The organism is Mesorhizobium sp. B2-3-4 (assembly GCF_006442315.1).
Lineage (GTDB): Bacteria > Pseudomonadota > Alphaproteobacteria > Rhizobiales > Rhizobiaceae > Mesorhizobium.
In genome coordinates, this window is the sequence record NZ_VFVY01000015.1 from 143,355 (window position 1) to 168,217 (window position 24,863).

A 24,863-nucleotide genomic window follows, 5' to 3' on the forward strand; every position below is an offset into this window, starting at 1 on the left:
CCTTTCAACCGATGAAGTATGACTTTGACTATGAGTTCAAACCTGTAGGTGATATTCTCGCATCTCAGCACCGCACGTGCGGGGTTGATGCCTTCGTCCTCGTCTACCTTCGTGCGGAACGCCAGATACGCAAGCTACTGACCTTTTTGGTATATCAATCGAGCGCTTTTATCGAGCGAGACGGCCCGGCTCTTCGCCAGACTCTGCACGACGCCAAAAATCTCTCATTTCCCATGTTTGACAAAGGAATTGCAGACCTTGCCGGCGTCGGGCTACAGGTGATGATCGGCGCCGACTATGAACGTTTAGTGACGACGTTGAAACGAGCCAAGCGATATCGGGACAAACTCTTTCACGGCCAGCTGCCCGATCAGTTCGTCTCAACGGCGGAATTTACAGCGGTAATAGACGAGATTCGCGAATGGTGCCGGCTGCTTGCTGAGGGCGCACAACGCGAGATCGGATACGACGGCGTGCAGCCAGATTCTCACCGAAAGGGAGACCGCGCCCACATCGCACAGCGGTCTTCAGCAAGGCTGCCGAACCTCGCCGCCTATGCAGCATTTCTCAAGGCCCTCTAACCTTCGTCCGATTAAAATGACGCCAACGCAAGGCTCGCATGATGGAGCCTACTGATAGTGTTGCAATCCGATCTCTGCCAAATCGTACATTCCCTCGTCCAGGCAACCGGGAGCCTTGTCGTTCAATTGGCCGAGCGGGCCTTGTTTTGCAGCCAAGACGAATTACCTTGGAAAATGCCTCATAACTTAGCTGAACTAAGTAATTGACATTAAAACAACTCTCTGTAGATCGAGAAGGCGAGATTTCGATGCGAAGCGCGTGGCGGACGTGGCTAGGAAACTTTGATCAATCCCTCGAACAGCTCGGCGTATCGACGATAGATGTCGGTGGCTTCGAGGATGCAGAACGCCGCTCCGTTGCTTTGGCCCTATTTGCGCGGCTGCGCGCGGAGCTTCGCGCAGCGCTGACTTTGGCGGACGCAGGCCATGACATGGCGTTTCGGTCTTACTGCCGGTCAGCCATTGAGTGCGCCCTCCATCTCTACCATGGCGAAGTGAACGCCAGCTATCTTGAGCAGTTGCACACCGACGATACGGTGAGCCGCCGGTCACGTGCAAAAACCTTTTTAAAAAACGCTCCTGGAGGACTCCCGGCGGACGCTAGGCAGAGCCTAGAGAAATTCCTTCAGGACAGCTCCAAGGCAAAGGGAAAGCTGCTCGTCTCTGAGATCGAAACTCCGTTCCCCCGGCTTAATCACGTCTATCGGGAGATCTCGGCTGATGCCGCTCACGTAACCTGGACATCCCTTCACCGGCAGTTGAACCAAAACAAACCGGGATGGACTACGGTCCAGATCGATGCCCAAGTGTCCACCGACGAAATGGAGGAAGCAGCATCCATTCTCGCTTTCGCGGGACTAGTGGTGGTCCGGTCGCTTCTGCAAATCGTACCTGAGCTTAAGGAGCAATATGACCTCGAGGCGATGTTCCGAACCTACAAGCCTGTCTATCAAGCCGGTCGAACTCGCGCAGAGTAAAAGAAGCCGCGGTCGAGCGGAGCTCTGACACTCACCTGCCGGTAGTGTTAACTCAAGTTGCATTGCCTCAATGTTCTATCAATGAGGACGTCCTTTATCATTCAATCTCAATTCTAATTCGCTCTCCAAGCTGGGGGCGACTGAGGCGCTTGCTGTTGGGCAGCGCATGACGGCTCTCAGGATCGGTGAACGCCTATCAAAGAGTCCGAATTCATCGCGAAGCAGACGTTCGCAATCCCGCGTGCCCACGCTAACTGCTGGAAGCGCCCAAGACATTTTAGGAAAATGCCCATTCCGCATCTGCCGGCGTGACCAACCCCTGCCGCAGCCGGCTGTGAAGTTCATGCCACGACGGGTCAGTCACGAAGCCTTTCATGCTTCCACATGCCTCGGCGAAGGCAATGTCGCCCAAACGGTCGATAAGATCACTCACCCCGCCGTTGCTGCCATTTAGGAATAGCTTGAGCGGATCATCATCGCACTCAATTACCCGATGTCCCCAAGCTCCCGGTACGTCGTCGGTTGCGAGAGCCTGCAGAAGATCTTCATCCGCGCCTGTGGTCTCGAGCGCCCGGCAGACGACATAGCGCATTAGGGGGTAGTAGATCGGCTGATAGCTGCCTCCAAGCGCGCGCACGCCGGGCAGGATCGACAAAACCAGAAACATCAGCAGGAGATTCGGGACAAGGCTGCGGTTTGCCAGCCGCTCGAGGATGTCGGGGGCTGTGAAGCACGCCACCTTCGTACCGGTCGCAGGATCGATGAGTTCTCCGGCGACCAGACGCAGCGGAAGGCGTTTGCCGTTGTCATAGAGCCAGAAGAAATCGGTACCTCGCGCGAGCCAGCCACTCCAGGGGCCGGACGCGAGCGCGTCGATGCCGGCAAGGATATTGGAGGCGAACTTCGGGTCTTCCAGCAGTCTCATGCGTAGCCAGGAATTTGCGTCCGACAGATGGTCCGCCACCAGGTCGGCGACATCCTCGTCGTCTATCTGCAGGAAGGCAAAGCGGCCTCCGAACATTTTTGGCCAAAGGATGAGATTGGCTGCCTTGATGGCGTGCGCGGGCCGCTCGAATTGCGTCTTCGGCAGAAGGCTACGAAGCAGTGTGAGTGCGTCTCCCCGAGTGCTTGGCTCCGTCGGCAAGAACTCGAACCTATAGGGTCCCGGCCCGGCTAGCAGGCTGTATCCGATCATCCGGCTTCGGCTCAGGCCAAAGACGTTGACCGGCTTCCCGTCAACAGTGAGCCAGCCTGGCCCCTTGCGTGGCTTTTCAACGAGATTCACCGTCGAAACGGCATAGGAAACATAGGTCGAACAGCCATGCGCCGAGAGACCAAGGAGGCTGAAGATATGCGTGTAATACGCTTCCGGCTCCATGAGGAGAAACAAATGTGGGCCTGTCTGCAACACGCGGCGCCTTTCGAAATCCCTGCAGATTTCCGAGGCGGTGTCGGTCGACAACCCGTTTCGCGTCGCTGCCTTCCTGATGATGTCGAGTAGTTTGGTGAAGGCTCGAAGCCGGATTTCGGGCACGGGACCCGAAGCCGGCGCCGTAAACAGGCGAAACGCATAATCGCGGATCGGCCGGGAATGATAAGGTTTCATCCAGGGGTAGAGTGCCTCCAGCGACCCCAGGACTGCCTGTTTCGCATCTGCGCCTGCTGCTAGCTCTTCCACCTCACGATTCACCCTTTTCTTCCGGCTGACCGGCACCGACGCTCAAGCACGAAATACTGATGAGGAGCACCACTCCGAAGCTGAAGAAAATCGTCGAAGGAAATGCTCGATCTCCTACAGCGGCGGCGATGCCGAAGACGAGTAACCCGAGCACCACGGCCACACTATGCATAATGCCTTTTGCCCGGCCCAACAGATAAACGGATACACGCGACTGCAATGTGACTTCAACGCTGACGCGTCCAAGATTGTATAGAAATCCGAGCGCGGCAAAAAGGATCACTGTCCAGGGCGTGCGCAGATATGCCAGCGCCATGAGTACCAGCGCCGTTAAGCCCAAAAGCATGAGATGCCGCGCATGGGTACTCATCGCTCTTTCAATTCGGAATAGAGATACCGCGCCGATCAGTGAGCCCGCCGACCATGCAGCCTCAAGGTAGCCGAAATCCACGGCAGTACCCTTCTGCTCCTGGTAGACGAAGCTAGATCCCATGACACTGACAAGCACCGCGCCTGTATAGAGAAGCGCGTAGACGACAATGAGACGACGCAGGCTCAGATCGAATTGTGCTGCCGAGATTTTGGCGATGCGGACATCGCGCGAGACCGGTTCCAGCCGCATCAAGGCCAGGCAGCCCGCTGAAAACAGGAAGAAGGCGGCAAGGACGGTAAATGGCAGGGCTGGGGAGCGCTCATGCAGCAAAGGCCCTGCAAGCAGAGCCGCGCCGAGGTTGCCGAACTGCATGACGAAGAAGACGGCGGAATTCGAGGCTACAAGATCGCGGCCGTCGGCTATCATGGGGATCATTGATTGAGAGCTCGTAAGCGCGACACGGTCGCAAAACGAAAATAATGCCGCCGACAGACAGATAATCAGAAACACGTCCACGTAGAGGAGCGCGCAAGCGGTAGCCAGCATAACGACGAAGCGGCTGAGGTCTGCCGCAACGTTCAAGCGACGCCTGTCAAATCGATCCGCCGCCGCGCCGGCCAAAGGGCTCGCGATCAATTCGACAACGCTGACGATCGCAAGGAACATCGCCACGCCGGCAGTTCCGTACCCTCGCTCGACGAGAATCCAGGCGGATGCGATGTAGTAGCCGTTTCGGGCAACAGCCGCCGATAGCGTGCTGGCCAGGAATCCGAAGCAAGGATTGGACCGGGCGGCCCGTCCTTTGCCACGACGAATTCGAACCAAATTTGACATGAGCGGCGTATCCGGGCTGACCGCCGATGGGTACCTTCTTCCGCCAAGCCTGCTTTACTGTGATGTTGGGGTTTTCCGATACTTGCTGAGAACCGACAAGCGGCGGCCTAGATTCTGCACTTACGACGAAATTCCGTGGGGGCCGCGCCGAAGGCCCGCTTAAAGGCGGTCGTGAAATGGCTCGAGCTTCCGAAACCACATTCCATCGCGATTTCCGTCGCCGACAAATTGGTCGATCGCAGCATATCCGCGGAGTGCTCCAATCGGCGCTGCGCAATGAATGCGTGCGGCGTCATGCCTGTCGACTGCTTGAAGGCCCTCCAGAAATGGAACCGGCTAACCCCAACCTCTTTTGCCAAATCGGCGAGCGTAGGTCTGCCGCCCGACAAGGCCTCGATCATTCCCACTGCTCGCTTGAGATCGAACGATGACAAACCGCCTTTTGCCGGTTCCTGATGGACGCCGTTCAACCTGAGCATTTGCCCGAGCAATTGCGTGGCCTGGCACTCCACCATCGTTGCGCTGATGGGGTCAGGCTGCTTGAGCTCCAAGACAATCCTCTGCAACGCCAACTCTACAGTGGTGTCCCGAAATCCGATCGAAGGCGGCAGCACCGCCGGGCGATGGCGAGCCATTCCCGCAAACACCTCGTCGGCGAATCCTTTTTCAATCGAGACCAGGAGGTAGGAAGCGGTCGCGTCCCCCTCGTCCCACCCATTCCAATTACTGCCGGCGGGCATGAAGATTATCGAACCGGCCCGGCGCGGCAAGAAGGCAATCCGGCGCCCGTCCACAACGTCTTCTCCGCGGCTCGCCGTGCCCTTCAGGTTCATCAAGAACACATGGTTTGGCTGAAGGATTCTTGTCTCCTGGCGCTCAAGCCCGGTTCTTTTGACTACGTCCGCCCGCACGCTCCCCCAGTTCTCATACTTGTGGGCAAGCGATTGGTGCTGTGAACGCCGATTCTTGGTCGGGTCGAGGGCAAGATTATTCACGTATCCACAGTCTCCTTACTGGCGAGTGGCCAGTCGTTGCGTGATGTGGCGAACCACCGGTTGCTGAACAACACGCAAATAACTCTGGATTGGTAGAAGATGTGACTTTAGCGAAAAAATGGCAAGCGAGTGAAAGCCGACTGTATCCGGCAGGCCTACCAGTTGGCCTAGCCAATACTTGAGCAAGGTGAAATATTAGACCACTCTTATCTTAGTGGAATTTCCCCCATCGACGTATCGGCATCTCACCAATGAAACGGTGCTGGAGGCATACTGCGATGCGTGGACTCGACGACTTTCTGGCTGAGTGCGACCATGGCCCACGGATTAACGGACTAGCCGGCTTTTTCGCGGCGACCGCCGCTGGCAAGAGCGGGATGCCAATCCGCAAGCCCGTGGCCGACGCCCGCCTTCTGCCGCGCGATGAACTCCTACGCGATCTGGTTGCCCTGCATGCGGCACGACAAGGATTTTTCGACCAGCACTATCACGGCAGCATTCCCTACAGATTGGAAGAGGAGTGCCGGATGGCCTACGCAGTGCTGGAATATGCGCGGCACCGTGGCGCTCCGCTTTCGCTATACAGCCTTGGAACAGCGGAAGGCACGATGGCCAGAACACTGTCCGAACTGTCGGAGGGACAGATACGCACGCTGTCGTGCAGCCCGAACGCGGAGAATTACAAATGCTTCATGGCTTATGGCGAACCGCCGCACGCCGACTTCTTCGTCGGCCCCTTCCATCATTTGACGAAGGACGTCCTGCGTTCAGATCCACGACTGGCAAATTTCGCCCACGGCTTCGATATTATTCTCGAAGATACGACCTTTCAGATGTACTCGCCCAACAGAGCAAGCCAGATCGAGTTCGTGACCCAGCACCTCAAGCAGGACGGAATCTTCGTCTTCGTCGAGAAGTTCCGGGCAACCGAGGAGCCGGACTACAGGCGTCGCGAATACCAGAAGGATTTCGGCTTCAAGGCGCGCTATTTTCCCCCAGACGAAATCGAGAAGAAGCAAACCCTCGTTCTGGATACGATGTTCGGCAATGAGGTCACTTTGGCGCAGATGGCTGACGCGATACGCGCGCATTTCAGCCACTGCTCCCTGACCTGGAACAGCGGAAATTTCTGTAGCCTCGCTGCGAGCAATAGCGCGGAAAACCTCAACCGGTACCTTTCCCAGATGGCCACTCCAGCCATTCCGCTCGAGTACGTCTACGAAACCAGCCTGACCCTGCCGGTTAGCGTCGCCGCCGCGCAGGAATAGGCGCCTGAGCCTTGAGACAGGTCAACAACACGTTGCGCCGTCTGGACCATGTCTTCGCAGCCGTCGACCATGGTAGCCTCAGGCAGGCAGCAAGAGTTCTCCGAGTGAGGGAATCCTGTGTCAGCCGCAACATCGTTGCTCTCGAGCAATTGCTGGACATGCAGTTGTTTGATCGCGACGTCCATGGCGTTCGGCTGACTGAAGCAGGCCGGGCCTGGACTGACCTCGTCCGGGCTCACTATGAAGGCTTGCAAGATGCCTTGGCCGGAGGTGGTCGTGGCGACCAGGATGCCAAAACAGTCAAGATAGGGTTGTGCGGCCAGATAGGCCGGGCGTTCGTGGCGCGCCTTGTCGATCGATTTCGCAGCTTACATCCGGATGTGTGCATCGCCATCGAGGACGTTCCCCATCAACAGCGTCTGGCGGCAATACGTCGCCGGCGCCTTGACATCGTCTTCACGCACGGGCTCGAGAACGGCGCCTTATGCCGCAGCGAGCTATTTGGGCACGAGCGCTTGTTCGTTCTCCTGCCCGGCGGCCATCCGCTCGCTGAAAGGCCGGCAGTGAGATGGAGGGATCTTGCAGATACTTGTCTGCTGGTGTCGGTCGGATCGCCGCAGGATCCAGTTTTGCTGGAAAAGATTGCCGCAGATGGTGGCCCCGCCATTCAAATATGTCGCGCGAGCGAAGCGACGGTCATCCTCAAGATACAACTCGGCCAAGGCGTAACTCTGGCAGGCGAAGGTTTTGCCAGGACAGTCGCCATCGGCGCTACGGTGTGGAAACCCATCGACGGTCAGAACAGCATCAGTTCGATCAAGGCAGTGTGGCTGGAATCGAACCCCAAGCGTACGCTTTTGCGGCTGGTTGGGACTGCAAGAAACATGGTGACACGCGACTTGAGCCTACCCCGTCAAGCGCTTGAAATCACGCCATGACTGGGAGGCGCGACTGATGCGGTTCGACTTCAGTCGTCCGGCCTTTAGCCACCCTCCGAACGCTTTGCGCTAGCAAAGCCCCGATCCGTCGCAATGAACCGCTCCAACATCGCAACGATGAGGCGCGGCGGATCGGCGGGCCGTTGCCCCGCATCGCGGCCGAGGATCTCGGCATAAGCGGTCAGGTCACGATGCAATGCCGCGGGTAGTTCCACCATGACCTTGACAGTTTTGTCGTCGGCGATTGGCCCCAGTTTCAGCCTGGCCATTTTAACCTCCGTAAGGTTCGAGCACGAGATCGCGTGTGACGATCACGCGCACCGGGAATCCCGGTCGGATGGTGAGCGTCGGCGCTATGTTGAGCTGCCGCTGGACGATCTGCTGGCCTGTCTCGCTGATGCTGTCGGAAGCGCCCTGGCGAAGAGCGCGCATGATGTCGCTCTCCTGGCCCGATGAGCCTGCTTGCGCCCCGATGCTCAGAACCGTGGAAAGTGCCGCAGCTTTGAACAGCTCGCCCCAGTGATAGTCGACGCCGTCCTCGAGGCCAGCATAACCCTCGGCATCCGCGCCGGGCTCACGCTCCAGAACGATGGAACGGCCGTTCGGAAAAATCAGCCTGGTCCAGACCAGTAACACACGACGCTGGCCGAAGCCGACACCATTGTCATACTGGCCGATGAGGCGCGTCCCCTGCGGAATGAGACGGATGTGGCCGGTTGGGCTGTCATAGACATTCTCCGTCACCTGCGCGGTAATCTGGCCCGGCAGGTCGGAGCGGATGCCCGTGATGAGGGCTGCCGCGATGACGGCGCCCGCCTGCAGGACGTTTTTCGATGCCGGCGCTGCGACACGATCCGACGAGACTGTGCGTTTGTCCGGCAGCTGATCGAGGAATGCGCGCTGGCGGTCCTGTGCCGAGGGCGTCGCTGGCTGCGGCGCGAGGCCTAGGCTGGAAAGGTCGGGCTGTGGCGGGGTGCCTGTTGTAGACTGAGCGGCAGTCGCCTCACCCGCAGGCCGCGTTTGCGTGGACGCGAACAGACGCGCGGTCCTCGCCGCTTCCAGTTCCTGCTCCCGGCGTTGCTCCTCCGGGTCCGGTCCAATGGGGCCTGTCGACAGCGCGGGGCCGCCATTCTGTGCGGCGAGGATTGGGCGGCCGAGGTCGCCGGGAAGCGGTGGGCCAAGTTTCGGAACGCCTGAATAGTCCTTCGGCAGGCCGGCGAGCCCATCGGGGGTCGAGCGATTGTCGGTTGAATAGAGCTCCTGACCCTGGCCTTGCTGACGGTTCTGCAGCGCGTAGATCAGCGCTCCGGCGACAGTCAGACTTGCGGCGAGCCCTAATCCGGCCAGCGCCTTGCGTGACAGACGCGTCACGCGCGGCGGCTCCGCGCGCAGCCGCATGGCCGCGGCCGGCTCGCCTGTCAACGGCCGGGCGTCTTCCTCGACCGGCGCCTCCGGCCGGGCGTCATTCATCGGTCCCCGGCCTTCTTCCTTCCCGGGATCCAATCTGTCGCTCATGATGACGACCCTCCCCTGTCTGTTCGGAGGTTCATCGCTGGCGGGGTCTCACCAGGGCCAGGCATCCATGAAAATCGACTGCTCCTTACGCCATCGGTGCGGGAGACGCGGATGCGCTGCTGGTTCTTGCCGGCGCCGAAGCGCAACTCGGCGGCGGCAAACAGCCGGTCGACGATCATGTAGTTGCCGCGCACGCGATAGTTCACCAGCTCGGACGTGTCGCCTTCCGGCCCGACCACGAAGAGTGGCGGCATCTCGCCCTGGCCGATGCCCCGCGGGAACTCGATGAACACCTGCTTGCCATCGTCGAAGGCGCGCAACGGCCGCCATGGTGCGCGATCGCCCGTCACCTCGTAGCGGAAATTGACGCGAGAAAGATCGATGCCCGTCGAGACCGGCTGTGCAGCCTCAGCCTGCTGGTGCTGCCTGCGCAAGGCGATGAGTTGGTCCTGCGGGTATTGCCAGGAGACCGAGGCCATATAGGTCGACGGCGTCGAGCGAAGTTCTATGTGATAGGTGCGCCGATCGGTATTGATGACGAGATTGGTTATGAGTTCGGCGCGCGTCGGCTTGACGAGGATGTGGACTTGCTTGGTCCCGCCCGTACCGCTCTCGGCATCGCCGATGATCCAGCGCACGGTGTCACCGGCGGCGACGGGGCCGGAGCCGACGAGCTGCTCGCCGGGCTGGAGCGCGATGTCGGTGATCTGTCCGGGCGAGGCATAGACCTGATAGAGCGCGCCATCGACGAAAGGATAGACCTGCATCGAGTTGATGAACCCGTTGCGGACAGGCTGCATGCGCGCGGCCGCATTGGCCAGGTTCACGCGCGCGGCCGGATCGGACGGTTCCGGCTCGGGCTTTGCCTCCTTGCCGACCGGCTTCAACTGACCTGGAAGCGGCAGCGGTTTTGACAGCTCCACCACCTTGACGGGCGGGGGCGGATCGACGGCTTGCACGGCCGGGATCGGATCGTCATAGGAAATCTCCGGCGGCTTCTGCCTGGTGGCACAGCCTGCAAGCGCCGAGGTGCAAAGCAGCAGTGCTGGAAAGGCCATCTTGCGGAACGCCGGCATTGCGTGGATGAGGAAAGCCGGACACCCCCAGTGGGCGGCCTTGAAGAGTGCGGGCGTCATTGTCCAAGCTCCTTCGACCAGTTGATGGCGTTGATGTAGATGCCGAGCGGGTTCTTCCTCAGTGCGTCGGCGTCGCGCGGGGGCTGCACGACAATGGTGAGAATGGCGGACCAGCGCTCCGTGGAGGCGAGTGACCCGTCCTGATAGCGGCGTTCGACCCAGGCGATGCGGAAGCTCACTGGGGATGCGCGGATGACCGACGACACGTCGACGGCGATCTGCTGTTTGCCGACCTTGGTGAACGGGTCATTGGCGCGCGCATAGTCGTTGAGAGCCAGCGCCCCGCCCTGCGTCGCGAAGTCATAGGCGCGCAGCCAGTTCTGCCGCACGATGACCGGATCGGCGGGGATCGACCTCACCTGTTCGATGAAGTGCGCCAGGTAGAAGGCGATCTGCGGGTCGTTCGGCTGATAGTCGCCGACCGCTGGGGCGACAGCCTGCGCCTGGCCCAGACGATCGACCTGCACCACCCAGGGCACGATCGAGCCGTTGGCGGATTGCCAGACGAGCGCGGCGGAGAACCCGGCGGCGAGCGCCAGGCAACCGAAGGCCATGTAACGCCAATTGCGCGCCTGCACGCGAGCCGAACCGATGCGCTCGTCCCAGACCTGTGCAGCGCGTTGGTAGGGCGTCTCGGGTTGTGGGGATCTGCCGTAGTGCGTGGACGGTCGTTTGAACATGCTTAGTCTCTTTCAGAGAGGTTGATCGAGGAGCCGCCGCCATGGCTGTCGCCACTGCGAACGGCGTGGGCGGCGGCCTGGACGCCATGGGTCATCTGTTGCGAGCGCTTCATGCGCTTCGCCCAGGCGGGCTGACTTTCGGCTACGGAAGACGCGACGGGAGCGGAGCCGGCTTCGCCAGTGCCCGCGCCGATTGTGCCAGCGGTGGATGATCCGCCCGTCGTCTCGAAGGCGGCGCGAGCGCCGGACTGGTAGCTGTGCTTCATGCTGCCTGCCGCATTATTGGCCGCGCGCTTGAGCGGTGAGATGGCACCCTGGGCGCCGGCGCTGATGACACCGCCGAGCCCGGATGCGACACCGGAAAAGCCAGAGTCTCCGGCCGCGCCGAGATTGTAGGCTGTGGATGCCCTGCCTGCGGTGGCGGCACCGCCACGGGCGGCCGCTGCTGCACCGCCGCTGACAGCCGCGCCGCCGGACACGACGGCGCCGGCGGCCGCGGCGCCCACTGCTGCCATGCCGCCGGCGGCGAGCCCGGTGCCGACCGCCGCGCCCGCGCCAAGTTGCGGGCCGCCGGAGACGAGACCGTTGGCAATGCCAGGTCCAAAGATGCCAAGGCCGAGCAACGACAGCGCGGCCAGCACGATCGCCATGGCGTCGTCGATCGACGGCGTGTTGCCGCTGAAGCCTGCGGTGAACTCGGAGAAAAGAGTCGAACCGATACCGATGACGACGGCGAGCACCAGCACCTTGATGCCGGACGAAATGACGTTGCCGAGCACCCGCTCGGCCATGAAGGCGGATTTGCCGAACAGACCGAAGGGTATCAGCACGAAACCGGCGAGCGTTGTCAGCTTGAACTCGATCAAGGTGACAAAGAGCTGGATTGCCAGGATGAAGAAGGCCAGCAGCACCAGCGCCCAGGCGAAGAACATGCAGGCGATCTGGATGAAGTTCTCGAAGAAGGACCAATAGCCCATCAAGTTCGAGATCGAGTCCAGCAACGGCCGGCCGGCGTCGAGCCCGGTCTGCGCCACCTTGCCCGGGCGCATGAGATCGTCGACGGCAAAACCCGTTCCCGAGGCCTTCAGGCCAAGCCCGGCGAAGCTTTCGAAGACGATGCGGGCGAGATTGTTCCAGTTGGAGATGAGATAGGCGAAGACGCCGACGAACAGCGTCTTCTTGACGAGGCGCGCCATGATATCGTCGTCCGCCCCCCAGGACCAGAAGAGCGCCGCCAACGTCACGTCTATGACGATCAGGGTCGTGGCGATGAAGCCGACCTCGCCGCCGAGCAGGCCGAAGCCGCCGTCGATGTAGCGCGTGAAGACTTCGAGGAAATGGTCGATGACGCCCATGCCGCCCATGTCAGCGAATCTCCGGCCGGGGCGGCTCGACCTGCATCGCGGGAGCGGTCACATCCGTCCGCTCCCCTTCTTTCCGGTCGACTGACGCCGGCACATTCGGAAACAGCGTTGTCGGCGCTACCGGAGCAGGCGCGGTTGCCGAGTCATGCTGACCGAGAAACCGGCGCCGGCTGTCTGCCCACGCTTTCAGACAGCCGGGATCGCGAGGGCCGGTCTCGCCGATCCCGGAACAGCGGCGCAATTCGGCCGCGAGTGGATCTTCTGACGCGATGGAACGATCCCGCGTCGCAGGGACGTCAGGCTCATCTTCCTTGCTGCTCATCTCGATTGCGGTCACTGTCAAAGCGACCGCGATGAAGACGACTGCACTGACACGAGCGAGGATCTTGCCATCCATCGCGCCGGCCTCAGTTCTTGCCATAGAACATCTGCGCACTGCCGGGCTGGTAGCCCGAGCCCTGCGTCAGGAAGCGGCGGCGCTGTTCTCGGCCCTGGTCGGCGGCGGTGGCCTGCTCGGCCGATTGCAACGCCTGCGCCCTACCGTTCGCGGCGACGACCGCGGTGAGATCGGCGAGTTGTTGCGCCTGAAGCGCGAGGAGCTGGTTGCCGGCCTGTGTTGCCTGAAGCGCTCCGGTCGCACCCTGGCTCTGGCCGACCAGCGCCGACATCTCACTGCGATTGGTGTCAATGTTGCCGACGACGCCCGCCTGCACACGCATGGCGTCCTGAAGCCCACCAACCGTGTTGCCCCAGCGCGAGCGCGCATCGGCCACGAGTTGCTGATCCGAAGCCGACAGCGAGACGTTGCCGTATTTCTGCTGGAAGGCCTGATCGATCTGCTGGACGTCATAGGCAACGTTCTGCGCCTGGCCGAGCAACTGCTGCGTACGCTGCACGGACTGCTGGAGCTGTTGCAGCGAGGAGAACGGCAGGCTTGCGAGATTGCGGGCCTGGTTGATGAGCATCTGCGCCTGGTTCTGAAGCGAGGTGATCTGGTTGGTGATCTGCTCGAGCGAGCGCGCTGCCGTCAGGACGTTCTGCGTATAGTTCGAGGGATCGAAGACGATGAAGGCGTGTGCCGGCGTCGCCAGCATCGGCGAGAGCGCGGCGGGAGCGACAAGCATGGCGGCAGCGAGCCGCAAGCCAAGGGAACGGCGCAGTTTCACGGGGACTTCTCCTTGTTGGTGAGGGCGGGGCCGGTTAGGGCGGGAACGAGTTCAGCGGCCCAGCCCACGTCGCGGTGGGTCAGCCAGGCTGCGAGGAACCCGTCGCGGCCATGCTCGGCGACGATGCGGGCGATCGCGGCCTGGTCGGTCTTGGCGGATACGGCGCAGAGCGCGAGCGCCACATCCGACAGACCGAGCTCGAACAGCCGATTGCCGCGACGGGACTGGCAGTAATAGTCGCGCTTCGGCATCGCCCGCGCGATTATCTCGATCTGCCGATCGTTGAGGCCGAAGCGGCGATAGATCGCCGTGATCTGCGGCTCGATGGCGCGCTCGTTGGGCAGCAGAAGCCGGGTCTGGCAGCTCTCGATGATCGCCGGCGCGATCGCCGAACCATCGATGTCGCTGAGCGACTGCGTGGCGAAGATGACGCTGGCGTTCTTCTTGCGCAGCGTCTTCAGCCATTCGCGGAGCTGGCCGGCAAAACCCTCATCGTCAAGCGCAAGCCAGCCTTCGTCGATGATGAGAAGGGTTGCCGAGCCATCGAGCCGGTCCTCGATGCGATGAAAGAGATAGGACAGGACGGCTGGCGCAGCACCCGTTCCGATCAGTCCCTCGGCTTCGAATGCCTGGACCGACGCCGATCCAAGATGCTCGCGCTCGGCATCGAGCAACCGGCCGTAGGGACCACCGACGCAATAGGGACGCAGTGCCTGCTTGAGATCATTTGATTGCAGCAGCACGACCAGACCGGTGATCGTGCGCTCCTCGACAGGCGCGGACGCCAGAGAGCTCAACGCCGTCCAGATATGCTCCTTGACCTCTGGGGTGATCGCCACATTCTCGCGCGTCAGGATCGCCACGATCCAGTCGGCGGCCCAGGCGCGCTCGGGGACATCATGAATGCGGGCGAACGGCTGAAGGCTGACGCTGTCGGCCGCTCCGTCGCTGAGATCGCCGCCGAGATCATGCCAGTCGCCGCCCATGGCGAGTGCCGCCGCGCGGATCGAGCCGCCGAAATCGAAGGCGAAAACCTGCGAGCCTGCATAGCGGCGGAACTGCAGCGCCATCAGCGCCAGAAGCACGGACTTGCCCGCGCCGGTCGGGCCAACGATCAGTGTGTGGCCGACGTCACCGACGTGAAGCGAAAGCCGGAACGGGGTCGAGCCTTCGGTCTTGCCGAAGAGCAGAGGGGGCGCTGCTAGATGCTCGTCCCGTTCCGGCCCCGCCCACACCGCGGAAAGCGGGATGATGTGGGCGAGATTGAGGGTGGAGATGGGAGGTTGACGGACGTTGGCGTAAACATGACCCGGCAGGCTGCCGAGCCAGGCGTCGACGGCGTTGATGGTTTCGATGATCGCCGTGAAATCGCGACCCTGGATGACCTTTTCGACCAGGCGCAGTTTTTCGTCGGCGGTGCGGGGATCATCGTCCCACACCGTCACTGTCGCGGTGACATAGGCCATGCCCGCATAGTCGGCGCCGAGTTCCTGCAGCGCCATGTCTGCGTCGGCGGCCTTGTTTGCGGCGTCGGTGTCCACGAGCGCCGACGTCTCGTTGGTCATCACCTCCTTGAGGATCGCCGCAACCGATTTGCGCTTGGCAAACCATTGACGCCGGATCTTGGTCAGCAGCCTGGTCGCATCGGTCTTGTCGAGCAGGATCGCGCGTGTCGACCAGCGATACGGGAAGGCCAGCCGGTTCAGTTCGTCGAGCAGACCCGGCGTGGTCGCGGTGGGGAACCCCGTGACCGTGAGAATGCGCAGATGCGACGCGCCAAGCCGCGGCTCAAGCCCGCCGCTCAGCGGCTGGTCGGCCAGCATGGCATCGAGATACATCGGCGTTTCGGGAACGCGGACACGGTGGCGATTGGTCGAGACGCAGCCATGAAGATAGGTGAGCGTCTCGGCGTCATCGAGCCAGCGGCACTCCGGCATGAAGGCTTCGACAAGCCGCAGAACGCGGTCGCTGCGATCGGCGAAGCCGGTCAGCACCTCATTGGGGTCAAGGCCTTTCTTCACGCGCCCTTCGTAGAGCCAGCTTTCCGCGCGCGCAGTGTCTTCGGCGGGTGCAAGATAGGTGAGTGTGAGGAAGTAGCTGGACTCGAAATGCGCGCCGGCCTCCTCAAACCCCGCCTTTCGCTCCGCATCGACCAGCGTGGAGGCCGCATCTGGAAAGCTGCTGTTGGGATAGCGGGTCGAGGCATGGCGCTGGGCCTCCACGAAGATCGCCCATCCGGAGCCGAGACGGCGGAAGGCATTGTTGAGCCGGCCGGCGACGGCGACCAGTTCGGCCGGCACGGCGCTGTCGAGATCGGGTCCGCGAAAGCGCGCGGTGCGCTGGAAGCTGCCGTCCTTGTTGAGGACGATGCCGGCGCCGACCAATGCCACCCAGGGCAGGAAGTCGGCGAGCCGGCTGCTACGGTTACGATATTCGGCAAGGTTCATCATCGGCGCGACCTCTCTCAGGCCGTCAGATGCGTAGGGATGCGGAGATGCCGGCGAACGACGTCGACGAAGAGCGGATCGCGCTTGGCGGCCCAGACAGCGGCTACATGGCCGATCGCCCAGATCGCGATGCCGACGAGCCACAGACGCAGCCCCAGCCCAACGGCACCGGCGAGCGTCCCGTTCATGATGGCAATGGCGCGCGGGGCGCCGCCGAGCAGGATCGGCTCGGTCAGCGCGCGGTGTACGAGGACCGTATAGCCGGGCACCGCATAATCGGGCATTGACCCGCCCTGTTCGACAGCGCCCGCCATCAGATCAGCGCTCCGCCGCCGAACGAGAAGAACGAGAGGAAGAAGCTCGACGCCGCGAAAGCGATGGACAGGCCGAACACGATCTGGATGAGCCGGCGAAAGCCGCCCGACGTGTCGCCGAAGGCAAGCGTCAGGCCGGTGACGATGATGATGATCACCGCCATGATCTTGGCGACCGGGCCTTCGATCGACTGGAGGATCTGTTGCAGCGGCTGTTCCCACGGCATCGACGAGCCGGAGGCAAAAGCGGGCGCGGCCATCACCAGGATGAGCGTGGGAACGGAAACGGTCATGGCGAGACGATGGCGCGCAAGGCGCAGGCGTTGGATCACGGATTTTCTCCTTCAGGGCTTTGGATGGGCAAGGTCGGGCTGTCGTCGCCCTCGAGGATGGCTGGCGCGACCCGGTGATCGCCGTCCGGGCGAAGGCCATCGACACGGGCGAGTTCGGACAGCCGGCGCGCGGAGCCGCGACCGGAAAGGACGGCAACCAGATCGATCGTTTCGGCGATCAGCGCGCGTGGAACGGTGACGACGGCTTCCTGGATAAGCTGCTCCATGCGGCGGAGCGCGCCAATGGCGCTGCCGGCGTGGATCGTGCCGAGGCCGCCGGGGTGGCCGGTGCCCCAGGCCTTGAGCAGTTCGAGCGCCTCGGCCCCGCGCACCTCGCCGACCGGAATGCGGTCGGGGCGCAGGCGCAGCGATGAGCGAACAAGATCAGATAGAGACGCGACGCCGTCTTTCGTGCGCATAGCCACGAGATTTGGCGCGGCGCATTGCAGCTCGCGCGTATCCTCGATGATGACGACGCGATCGGCGGTCTTGGCCACCTCGGCCAGCAGCGCGTTGATCAGCGTGGTCTTGCCCGTGGATGTGCCGCCGGCGACCAGAATGTTCGCGCGGTTGGCAACGCCCTGGCGCAGCGCGTGCGCCTGCTGCGCCGACATGATCCCGGTTGCGACATAATCTTCGAGGGTGAAGATGGCGACGGCGGGTTTGCGGATCGCGAAGGCGGGCGCCGCGACGACGGGAGGAAGAAGCCCCTCGAACCGCTCCCCCGTCTCGGGTAGCTCGGCCGAGACGCGCGGGGCGCCGGTATGGACTTCGGCACCGACATGATGAGCAACGAGGCGAACGATGCGCTCGCCGTCCGCCGCCGACAAACGTTCGCCGGTATCGGACAACCCCTCGGACAGGCGATCGATCCACAAGCGTCCATCGGGGTTGAGCATCACTTCAACTACGCCCGCGTCGTCGAGATAGCTCGCGATCGCAGGTCCGAGCGCTGTGCGCAACATGCGTGCGCCGCGAGCGAGACCTTCCGAGTTGTGTGACGACGCTGTCATCCTATCCCCGCTTCGTCCGGGGGGCATGAATGCCCTCCCGACGGGGATGATTAAGAGAACCGGATCTCGACGTGATTCAACAGCTATCTTGAGGCGTCGTAGCGTAGAGTATGAATACAGGAGATCGGCGGTCCGAGCCCGCGCCCTACGATCGTCAGCCCGCTTCTTGCGCTTTTGGCCACAGCTATCCTGCCTTCCGCACCCGTGCTTGCGTCATGATGCATTGCCATGCCGGCGTTGCCGGTGCCGAATCCCTCGGTCGACCTGAAGCCGCAAGGCCAAGAGATACGACAACACTGCGCTGGCGGCTTGGCCTTCCAGATCGAGTAGATCGAACTTGAACTGGGAACTTTCAGCAGGCCGAGCAGGGTCGCGCCAAAACTCTTCGGACCAATTCGGTGAAGAAACTCTGGCGTTTCACCCTAGCCAAGTCGCTCGGGCTCGGACGGAAGCCAGCAGCGGCGCCCGCCAAACGAACGACACGGGCTCTAAGGGATAGAAAGGGCGCCTAAGTATCGCTAAGGAGGTTCTCATGATTCAAGTTGCTGATGATCTCTACGCGTTGGCCACGATACGCTTAGCCATTCTTCGCCAGGACAAATTGCGCGACATTTTGTTCGGTATGGTAGAGCTATTGCCGCGAGAGATGCCAAAGCCGGTTGAGTTGGGACCGAGCCACGTTCAGCTGTCTGGATCCCAAAGGCGGCATCTGGAATTCTGGCACGTGGTCGTTAGCGTGACCGAAGCGCTCGATTGGTATGCGCGTTGCGCAAGGGGCGACTTGGCGACGCCGCGTGCCGCAGTCCAGGGTGGTTCCCCCCTGAGCCTGCAGGGGGGACCGTTTGCCGGCGAACCGCCCTGGCCGCACTTGGCTGTTGGGGAGCCCGCCCCCTTTCTCGCTGATTGGCACGGCTGCGTACGCTCACATCGTTTGGTTTCGCTGGCCGACAGTGAAAGGCTGGTTAGGGGAATTGCCCTAGCAGAGAGAGACTTGGCGAGGCAGGCCTGCCTCAGCGCGCTCCATTTCGATCCCTTCCATGACACGGACTGGCTTGGCGATGTGATCCTCGTTGCCCCCAATCCATTGTATCGGGCAAGATTTCCGCGCTTCGTCCCTCAAACTCAAACCGGGGGCGAGCGGTCGCTTGTCCGTTTTGAACCACGAACTGGAACAAGCCTTGAAGGGCTTGAGGTTTTCTCGATCGAACGTCGTGGCGATGCCTACGGTCTCATTCAACGCACTACATTGACCGATAAGACATTTGCCGTGTTTGAACACCCGTACCCAGTGGGCAGGGAAGGTTTCGCAGTAATATGTCCGCAGCGCGGTCTGCTCGATATCCAGCAACCTTCGACGTATTTGAAATCTGTCTTCACGACATTTGCAGCAAGGACATCCAATCATCAGGTTAATGTGCTGGCGGGGCGTGGCCGGCCCGAGCAAACCATAAGAGTGGATCAGCTAAGCGAAGAGACCCAGCGCATTGGCCAGACGCCGGCAACGGGGAACCCACTTGTGACCCTTGCAGTGCGGCGGGAGGCCCGGCGCAACCGCGAGGACGGCCGCCGGTTGGGCCAACGCTGGTTCCATGGCGATCAAGACGAAGCTGCGGCATTCTTCCAGGATCTTGTGGGCGATGCCCGCGAGCGGGTGATTTTTGTCGATCCCTATTTCGGGGGACATGAGCTCGGGATGTTCGGCCACGCCCGTTTGCGGCCAGCCGTCAAGCTCAGGGTTCTCACAGGGGCGGAATTCCTCCGGCAGGCCTCTGCCGACTACCCGGGCAAGGAGGAAGGCGCCCTCGTGGAAGAGGCATTGGGCGGTTTCATCGATGACGCAGCGCGAGATGCGGTGGATATACGCGTGATGCCAGGTAATCCTCCGGTGCTGCATGATCGGTTCCTCGTTATCGACAAGGCGGTCTGGTTCTCCGGCAACTCATTTGGTGATGTTGGTCGGCGGGCAGGTGTTGTCATCCGTATGCCTGATCCTGCCCCGATCATCGCGTCGATCGAGGAAATCTGGCAAACAGGCGCGACGTCATTTGCCAAATGGATCGAGGCGAGGCGCAAAGACAGCCTGCCGACGTCGTCCGCGACCTGAACCGCCATGCCTCTTCGCCCACGCAACACGCCAGTCATCCAGCCAGAGGCAGACGTTTCTGCCCAAAAATTAAGGCCGACCTTCCTCTGGCCTTGTACCGGGCAAAACGATGCGTCCCGAGCGGGGCCGTTGTCGGCATGGTGGGCAAGGTATCGCCAAGCTGAGCGAAGCGAGGATGGCGACAACCTCAAAGCCGGATTGACACAATTCGCCGACGCCCTGCTAGAGGCCGAACGCAGGGTCCTCATCATCGATCCGCACTTGCCCGCCGTTCTCATAGAACTGCTCGAACGGGTGATGGAGGTGTCTGAGGTTCAACAGCTTCAGGTGCTTCACAGTCATACGAAACTGGCCAATGTTGATGTGGGAATGCAGGCAGTAAGAGCTGCAAGGCTCAGCACATCCTTTACGCGTCAGCCAGGCAATGTGGACTGGCGTAGGCTCGGTGCGCCGGTGCACGACCGGCTGGCAATCGTCGACGACGAGTTCTGGCACTTCGGAGCAACTGTGGGCGGCTTGCATGGGGCGATAACCGGGGCCAGTCGGGGCTGGGGAGCGCTAGCCACGCGCGCGTCGGGGTTGACGAACTCTGGAGGGATGCAAATGGCCGATGACGGTGAGGGCCCTGACTCAGTTCAGGCTTACCATGCACGCCGCCTTGAGGAAGCGCGGCAGAGCTTCCAACAATATCCGCGACCCGCCGATGCAATCGCGACTGTCAGAGACTGGCTCCTTGCATATGGCCAGGATCCCTCAAACGAACTCAGTTGGTCCGCTTTTCGCAAGCTTGCACATGAGATCCGACCCGCGGCATCCCTTGCCAAGGCAATGCTTGGCGCGGCCGCAAATGCCGTGGATACGGCCATCGACGATCATTTGGAAGAGCCGCAAGTTGGGCGTTTGTTATTCGGGCTGGCGGCGGCCGATGCAGCGCTGCTCACGCCGGATCACCACGTGCTCGAGCGGCTCGCTACCTTCACGTCGCGCGACCCCGTCAGTAGTGCGGCGTTCGACGAGCGCTTCATCGAAGGCATGGCCAGTCGGGACGACAAATCGACCCTGATTGCGGCCGCTGAAGCGACTGTCGAACGCTTCAATCTCGAGCCAGAAGGGTTCGTGCCGCGGTATCGGGCAGCTGACTTCGCGCAGTTGCTCGCTACGATGCCGGCCGACTCAGATGTCGAAGACCTTTGGCAAGACCACCTGTCGGACGAACTCGTGTTTTCCGATAGCTTTGTCGTACTTGATCTGGTCCGTGTCCTCGACGTCTCCACCTACGTCGAGCTGCTTGAGACGTTCCAACATCCGGCGCCCGTCCAGGCCTGTCTGAGTGCGGTGAACAGTCTTGACGCATTGCTGGCCTTGTTGCCACCGGCCAGGCCGGCGTTCATCGAGAGGCGATGGACGGGGGCGAAGGTACGTCCGCTCCTCCTTCCGGCGTACCTGCACCGTGTCGACTTGATCCAGAACAGATCTGCCGACAGCTCGCCACCAGCCAGAGTTTTGACTGCCGGTGCGGAACTTGCGGAGCACTTGGTGCACCTCGGTGAGGCGACCCTTGCGTTTCGGTTCTGCGCCTATCTCGTCAAACAGTTTGGCCTGCGCTTCACCGATGATACCGACCGGCTGCCGGAGCTAGGCGATGGTCTGCGCTATGCGGAATGGCTGTTGATCCAGGCGATAGCGAAAACGCTGCCTCCTGGTGACGCGGTAGTTCCCGAGAATGCCGAGAATGACGACTATCTCTACACGCTCGCCGCCGCCGCTCTTTGCCGAGTCGAGCACGATGCGCCGGTCGACGATCTTGCCAATCTACTGGAGAAATTCATTGAGAAGGAGCGCTCGCTCTCCGCCATCGCCAAATTCGCGTCGACCGAACTACTGCCCGGGCAATGGCGTGTCACACAACTTGCCGGCCTGCTAGCTGTTGAGCCCGACCCACTCAAACGCTGGGAAGGCCTATGGCGGGTCGCGACCCCGTTGCGGGAAAGGAGCATTCACCGGCATGTCCATGATGACAGCGACCTCATCTATGTTGCACCCTTTTTGCTCGCCCTGGGACTGCGATTGTATGATCTGCTCTTCGACAAAGACCCGGGCAGCGCCAGATTGCTGTGGGGGCGGCTCTATCGAGCTACGCTCGAAACGTATCTGGTTGACCGGCTATTGCGCGAAAGATTGGACAATCTCATTCTGCATGGGTTCGTTCGCGCCCCTTTCATGGCGGCGTATGGGCCGCAGGATCCCGACGGGTCTGTGACGCTCTCCGAGAGTCTTGCGCCCTATCTGACCCCGAACGCTTTGGCTGCGCGCATTTTTCTGTTGCTACGCAGAGGCGGGATCGACGCCACGGCCCTGGCACAGGCCTCTGCCTTGGCGGGGCGAGATATAAATCACCTCATTGCCGAAATCGAAGAACTGCTCGGGCTGGGCGCCATGAGAGGTCTTTCGACCGAAAGCCTTGCCATCCTCCAGGCGCTGGTACGGGCAGAGGATGAGTCGTGATTTGCCGACGAGTGTCGGTGAAACCAAGCCCAGCGATTTGGTCAACGCGCGGGACGCAGTCGCCGAGTACTTCGGCGCGACCATCTAATCCAGGGCCCCACCTCGCAAGCTGGGTGTTTTTCGAACGCCGGGGCCAAACGACCGTCTACTGCTCAATTGGTGCACATACCTAGCATGCAGGTGTGCCGGGCTAAATTAGCGGGTGTCGAATACACCATCGACATCCTCCGAAATCTCCTGCCGCAGCTTTGGCCCCTTCGCCAGCCGACGTCCCAGCGCGGTGACAAACGCATCATAACGCTCGCCAGCCTTGGCGTGGGCAGCCTGCGCGGCGGGCTCGGGCAAAGCCGGTGTCGTCGTCAGCCAGAACCGGACGAAGACGGCCAGCGTCTCCACGGCGATCGCCAGATCGCGTTCCTGACGTGTCATGCGCCGGTCGAGTTGATCGAGCCGTTTCGTGATCGCCGCCTCCTGCCTTTCGGCGGCGTCAGGCGACAGGAACGACTCGATGGCTGCCTCCGCCACCAGCGATCGCGAAAGATCTCGGCGCGCCGCATGTTCGGCCAGCCTGCCCATGACCTTCGGATCGAGATAGACGGACAGGCGTTGTTTTCGGGGTGACTTTGCCATCCGAGCCTCACATATCCACACCATCGCCGGGGTCGAGCGACGCCTGCCGCGCAATGCCTTGCATGAGGCGCGTCAGTCGACGGTTGCCGGCGACATCGTCCTCTACGTCGTCCAGGTGATCGATCTCGAATTCGTTCTCGGTCGATGGCTTCACGACCGGCTCGACGCGACTGAGTTCGGGTTGCCGACGACGCTCGGATTCGGTCAGGTCCTCATCACCCTCGGCGGCGGGCGATGATGTGGCTTCGGCAATCCGGGGACGGGAAGGCAGAGGCAGCTTCGTCCAGTCGTCCGGTCTCCCCTCCACTGCCGCCACCAACGCCGGAGGCGGCAGGATACGTTCCCGGAAGCGAGCATCCTCATGATAGCGCGCCTTCCTGGCGCGGATCGGCGGCGCACCCGAGACCATGACAATCTCGTCGGTGGAGGGAAGCTGCATCACTTCACCTGGCGTGAGCAGCGGGCGAGCCGTCTCCGAGCGGGAGACCATGAGATGACCGAGCCACGGCGACAGCCGGTGGCCGGCATAGTTCCTCATGGCCCTCATCTCCGTCGCTGTTCCCAGCGCATCGGATACCCGCTTGGCGGTGCGCTCGTCGTTGGTGGCAAAGCTTATTCGGACGTGGCAGTTGTCCAGGATTGAGTTGTTGGCGCCGTATGCCCGCTCGATCTGATTGAGGGATTGAGCGATCAGGAAGCTTTTCAGCCCGTAGCCGGCCATGAAGGCGAGCGCCGACTCGAAGAAGTCGAGGCGGCCAAGGGCCGGGAACTCGTCGAGCATCAGGAGCAGCCGGTGCCCTTTCGCCCTCACCTGAAGATCTTCAGTCAAACGGCGACCGATCTGATTGAGGATGAGGCGAATGAGCGGCTTGGTCCGATTGATGTCGGACGGCGGCACAACGAGGTAGAGCGTCGTCGGGCGCTTGTCGTCGACAAGATCCGTGATACGCCAGTCGCAGCGGCGCGTGACCTCGGCCACGACAGGATCGCGATAGAGGCCAAGGAACGACATGGCGGTGGAGAGCACGCCGGAGCGCTCATTGTCGGATTTGTTCAAGAGCTCCCGCGCCGCACTGGCGATAACCGGGTGCGGACCGCCCTCACCCAGATGCGCCGTTTTCATCATCGCCGACAGCGTCGATTCGATTGGACGCTCTGGATCGGAGAGGAAACCGGCGACGCCGGCAAGCGTCTTGTCGTCCTCGGCATAGAGGACATGCAGGATTGCGCCGACCAGCAGAGCGTGGCTGGTTTTCTCCCAATGGTTTCGCCGCTCGAGCGAGCCTTCGGGATCGACCAGGATGTCAGCGATGTTTTGCACATCGCGGACTTCCCATTCGCCGCGACGCACCTCGAGCAGCGGATTGTAGGACGAGGATTTCGGGTTGGTGGGATCGAACAGCAGGACCCGGCCATGCCTGGCGCGGAAGCCCGCGGTGAGTTGCCAGTTCTCTCCCTTGATGTCGTGGACGACCGCCGAGCTCGGCCAGGTCAGCAGTGACGGGACGACGAGGCCGACACCCTTGCCCGAACGTGTGGGCGCAAAGCACAGCACGTGCTCCGGTCCATCGTGGCGCAGATAGGCGCCGTCATACCGCCCAAGCACCACTCCATCGGAGCCGAGAAGGCCCGTTGCCTTGACCTCCTGCTTGTCAGCCCAGCGGGCGGAGCCGTAGGTCTCGACCTTCTTGGCCTCGCGTGCCCGCCAAACCGACATGCCTATGGCGACGGCGACGCAGGCGAAACCACCGGAAGCCGCGATAAAGGCTCCCTCCACGAAGATCGACGGCGCGTAGGCATCAAAGCCATACCACCACCAGAAGAAGGACGGCGGAAGGTAAAACGGAAAGCCGAGGACATGGAACCATGGCCTGCCGAGCTCGGGCTGGAAAGCCAGGCGCCAGGCCACCCACTCCGTCGCGCCCCAGGTCGTGAAAATTACGATCGCGACGACCGCGAGGATCTGGCCCCAGAGTATCTTGGCGGCGGACATAGAAGCGGTCCTTTCTTCAA

At 61.8% G+C, this 24,863-nt stretch carries 22 protein-coding genes; 6 read left to right on the forward strand and 16 right to left on the reverse strand.

Annotated elements, in window-relative coordinates; genetic code table 11:
- The first annotated feature begins 11 nt into the window (after window positions 1-11).
- Both FJ967_RS21880 and FJ967_RS21885 read left to right on the forward strand, forming a co-directional pair.
- Window positions 12-581 (forward strand): hypothetical protein, encoded by a 570-nt coding sequence (locus tag FJ967_RS21880; RefSeq protein WP_140733884.1) that lies wholly within the window; start codon window positions 12-14, stop codon window positions 579-581.
- A gap of 248 nt (window positions 582-829) precedes the next feature.
- Window positions 830-1,558 (forward strand): hypothetical protein, encoded by a 729-nt coding sequence (locus FJ967_RS21885; RefSeq protein ID WP_140733885.1) that lies wholly within the window; start codon window positions 830-832, stop codon window positions 1,556-1,558.
- Window positions 1,559-1,835: 277 nt separating this feature from the next.
- Here the strand turns inward: FJ967_RS21885 and FJ967_RS21890 are convergent, their stop codons facing one another.
- From FJ967_RS21890 to FJ967_RS21900, 3 genes are all read right to left on the reverse strand, one after another.
- Entirely contained in the window at window positions 1,836-3,248 is a 1,413-nt protein-coding gene (locus FJ967_RS21890; protein WP_140733886.1) for a hypothetical protein, read from the reverse strand.
- A complete protein-coding gene (locus tag FJ967_RS21895; RefSeq protein WP_140733887.1) occupies window positions 3,238-4,443 on the reverse strand; it encodes an MFS transporter in 1,206 nt (401 codons plus the stop codon). Before FJ967_RS21895 ends, FJ967_RS21890 begins: the two co-directional genes overlap by 11 nt.
- A gap of 107 nt (window positions 4,444-4,550) precedes the next feature.
- Window positions 4,551-5,438 carry an AraC family transcriptional regulator gene (locus FJ967_RS21900; protein ID WP_140733888.1) on the reverse strand — a complete coding sequence of 296 codons (888 nt, stop codon included), beginning with the start codon at window positions 5,436-5,438 and terminating at the stop codon, window positions 4,551-4,553.
- Between the two features lie 278 nt (window positions 5,439-5,716).
- Between FJ967_RS21900 and FJ967_RS21905 the strand changes: the two genes are divergently transcribed.
- Together FJ967_RS21905 and FJ967_RS21910 are read left to right on the forward strand one after the other, a co-directional pair.
- Window positions 5,717-6,706, forward strand: coding sequence for a class I SAM-dependent methyltransferase (locus FJ967_RS21905; protein WP_140733889.1), 990 nt, complete (start codon window positions 5,717-5,719; stop codon window positions 6,704-6,706).
- An 11-nt stretch (window positions 6,707-6,717) separates the two neighbouring features.
- Window positions 6,718-7,644, forward strand: a complete 927-nt coding sequence (locus tag FJ967_RS21910; RefSeq protein ID WP_140733890.1) for a LysR family transcriptional regulator — start codon at window positions 6,718-6,720, stop codon at window positions 7,642-7,644.
- A gap of 44 nt (window positions 7,645-7,688) precedes the next feature.
- On the opposite strand, the gene FJ967_RS21915 is transcribed toward FJ967_RS21910, so the two are convergent.
- Genes FJ967_RS21915 through trbB form a run of 11 tightly spaced genes read right to left on the reverse strand, consistent with a single transcriptional unit; the run spans window position 7,689 to window position 17,611 of the window.
- Complete coding sequence (locus FJ967_RS21915) at window positions 7,689-7,913, reverse strand: DUF2274 domain-containing protein (RefSeq protein WP_140733891.1); 225 nt, start codon at window positions 7,911-7,913, stop codon at window positions 7,689-7,691.
- Window position 7,914: 1 nt separating this feature from the next.
- Complete coding sequence (locus FJ967_RS21920) at window positions 7,915-9,159, reverse strand: TrbI/VirB10 family protein (RefSeq protein WP_181176081.1); 1,245 nt, start codon at window positions 9,157-9,159, stop codon at window positions 7,915-7,917.
- Window positions 9,156-10,295, reverse strand: a complete 1,140-nt coding sequence (gene trbG, locus FJ967_RS21925) for a P-type conjugative transfer protein TrbG (RefSeq protein WP_246675345.1) — start codon at window positions 10,293-10,295, stop codon at window positions 9,156-9,158. Before trbG ends, FJ967_RS21920 begins: the two co-directional genes overlap by 4 nt.
- The gene (gene trbF / locus FJ967_RS21930; protein ID WP_128287979.1) at window positions 10,292-10,975 is read right to left on the reverse strand and encodes a conjugal transfer protein TrbF; all 684 of its coding nucleotides are present in this window, start codon (window positions 10,973-10,975) and stop codon (window positions 10,292-10,294) included. The genes trbG and trbF overlap by 4 nt, the downstream gene beginning before the upstream one ends.
- 2 nt (window positions 10,976-10,977) lie before the next feature.
- Window positions 10,978-12,339, reverse strand: a complete 1,362-nt coding sequence (gene trbL / locus FJ967_RS21935; RefSeq protein ID WP_140733892.1) for a P-type conjugative transfer protein TrbL — start codon at window positions 12,337-12,339, stop codon at window positions 10,978-10,980.
- 1 nt (window position 12,340) lies between these two features.
- Window positions 12,341-12,736: a putative entry exclusion protein TrbK-alt gene (trbK-alt, locus tag FJ967_RS21940; RefSeq protein ID WP_140733893.1), complete on the reverse strand. Its 396-nt coding sequence runs from the start codon at window positions 12,734-12,736 to the stop codon at window positions 12,341-12,343.
- Between the two features lie 10 nt (window positions 12,737-12,746).
- Window positions 12,747-13,505 carry a P-type conjugative transfer protein TrbJ gene (trbJ, locus tag FJ967_RS21945; RefSeq protein WP_246675346.1) on the reverse strand — a complete coding sequence of 253 codons (759 nt, stop codon included), beginning with the start codon at window positions 13,503-13,505 and terminating at the stop codon, window positions 12,747-12,749.
- Window positions 13,502-15,955 (reverse strand): conjugal transfer protein TrbE, encoded by a 2,454-nt coding sequence (gene trbE, locus FJ967_RS21950; protein WP_140733894.1) that lies wholly within the window; start codon window positions 15,953-15,955, stop codon window positions 13,502-13,504. Before trbE ends, trbJ begins: the two co-directional genes overlap by 4 nt.
- 14 nt (window positions 15,956-15,969) lie before the next feature.
- The gene (locus tag FJ967_RS21955) at window positions 15,970-16,266 is read right to left on the reverse strand and encodes a VirB3 family type IV secretion system protein (protein WP_140733895.1); all 297 of its coding nucleotides are present in this window, start codon (window positions 16,264-16,266) and stop codon (window positions 15,970-15,972) included.
- The gene (locus FJ967_RS21960; protein WP_245331107.1) at window positions 16,266-16,559 is read right to left on the reverse strand and encodes a TrbC/VirB2 family protein; all 294 of its coding nucleotides are present in this window, start codon (window positions 16,557-16,559) and stop codon (window positions 16,266-16,268) included. Before FJ967_RS21960 ends, FJ967_RS21955 begins: the two co-directional genes overlap by 1 nt.
- Before the next feature lie 35 nt (window positions 16,560-16,594).
- Window positions 16,595-17,611, reverse strand: a complete 1,017-nt coding sequence (gene trbB, locus FJ967_RS21965; protein WP_140733896.1) for a P-type conjugative transfer ATPase TrbB — start codon at window positions 17,609-17,611, stop codon at window positions 16,595-16,597.
- A 532-nt stretch (window positions 17,612-18,143) separates the two neighbouring features.
- Here trbB and FJ967_RS21970 point away from each other — a divergent pair.
- Window positions 18,144-19,715 carry a VPA1262 family N-terminal domain-containing protein gene (locus tag FJ967_RS21970; RefSeq protein WP_140733897.1) on the forward strand — a complete coding sequence of 524 codons (1,572 nt, stop codon included), beginning with the start codon at window positions 18,144-18,146 and terminating at the stop codon, window positions 19,713-19,715.
- A 129-nt stretch (window positions 19,716-19,844) separates the two neighbouring features.
- Entirely contained in the window at window positions 19,845-22,220 is a 2,376-nt protein-coding gene (locus FJ967_RS21975; RefSeq protein ID WP_140733898.1) for a hypothetical protein, read from the forward strand.
- 195 nt (window positions 22,221-22,415) lie between these two features.
- Here the strand turns inward: FJ967_RS21975 and FJ967_RS21980 are convergent, their stop codons facing one another.
- Both FJ967_RS21980 and FJ967_RS21985 read right to left on the reverse strand, forming a co-directional pair.
- Window positions 22,416-22,850 (reverse strand): ribbon-helix-helix protein, CopG family, encoded by a 435-nt coding sequence (locus FJ967_RS21980; protein ID WP_140733899.1) that lies wholly within the window; start codon window positions 22,848-22,850, stop codon window positions 22,416-22,418.
- A gap of 7 nt (window positions 22,851-22,857) precedes the next feature.
- On the reverse strand, window positions 22,858-24,843 hold the full coding sequence (locus FJ967_RS21985) for a conjugal transfer protein TraG (RefSeq protein WP_140733900.1): 1,986 nt from the start codon (window positions 24,841-24,843) through the stop codon (window positions 22,858-22,860).
- Between the last annotated feature and the right edge of the window lie 20 nt (window positions 24,844-24,863).

Bases quoted from the DNA above. Each gene is read 5' to 3' on its own strand.
- FJ967_RS21905 (WP_140733889.1), top strand. From the start codon at position 5,717: ATGCGTGGACTCGACGACTTTCTGGCTGAGTGCGACCATGGCCCACGG.
- FJ967_RS21920 (WP_181176081.1), bottom strand. From the start codon at position 9,159: ATGAGCGACAGATTGGATCCCGGGAAGGAAGAAGGCCGGGGACCGATG.
- FJ967_RS21955 (WP_140733895.1), bottom strand. From the start codon at position 16,266: ATGGCGGGCGCTGTCGAACAGGGCGGGTCAATGCCCGATTATGCGGTG.
- trbG (WP_246675345.1), bottom strand. From the start codon at position 10,295: ATGACGCCCGCACTCTTCAAGGCCGCCCACTGGGGGTGTCCGGCTTTC.
- FJ967_RS21985 (WP_140733900.1), bottom strand. From the start codon at position 24,843: ATGTCCGCCGCCAAGATACTCTGGGGCCAGATCCTCGCGGTCGTCGCG.
- trbK-alt (WP_140733893.1), bottom strand. From the start codon at position 12,736: ATGGATGGCAAGATCCTCGCTCGTGTCAGTGCAGTCGTCTTCATCGCG.
- trbB (WP_140733896.1), bottom strand. From the start codon at position 17,611: ATGACAGCGTCGTCACACAACTCGGAAGGTCTCGCTCGCGGCGCACGC.
- trbL (WP_140733892.1), bottom strand. From the start codon at position 12,339: ATGGGCGGCATGGGCGTCATCGACCATTTCCTCGAAGTCTTCACGCGC.
- trbF (WP_128287979.1), bottom strand. From the start codon at position 10,975: ATGTTCAAACGACCGTCCACGCACTACGGCAGATCCCCACAACCCGAG.
- FJ967_RS21885 (WP_140733885.1), top strand. From the start codon at position 830: ATGCGAAGCGCGTGGCGGACGTGGCTAGGAAACTTTGATCAATCCCTC.
- FJ967_RS21895 (WP_140733887.1), bottom strand. From the start codon at position 4,443: ATGTCAAATTTGGTTCGAATTCGTCGTGGCAAAGGACGGGCCGCCCGG.
- FJ967_RS21980 (WP_140733899.1), bottom strand. From the start codon at position 22,850: ATGGCAAAGTCACCCCGAAAACAACGCCTGTCCGTCTATCTCGATCCG.
- trbE (WP_140733894.1), bottom strand. From the start codon at position 15,955: ATGATGAACCTTGCCGAATATCGTAACCGTAGCAGCCGGCTCGCCGAC.
- FJ967_RS21960 (WP_245331107.1), bottom strand. From the start codon at position 16,559: ATGACCGTTTCCGTTCCCACGCTCATCCTGGTGATGGCCGCGCCCGCT.
- FJ967_RS21915 (WP_140733891.1), bottom strand. From the start codon at position 7,913: ATGGCCAGGCTGAAACTGGGGCCAATCGCCGACGACAAAACTGTCAAG.
- FJ967_RS21970 (WP_140733897.1), top strand. From the start codon at position 18,144: ATGATTCAAGTTGCTGATGATCTCTACGCGTTGGCCACGATACGCTTA.
- FJ967_RS21880 (WP_140733884.1), top strand. From the start codon at position 12: ATGAAGTATGACTTTGACTATGAGTTCAAACCTGTAGGTGATATTCTC.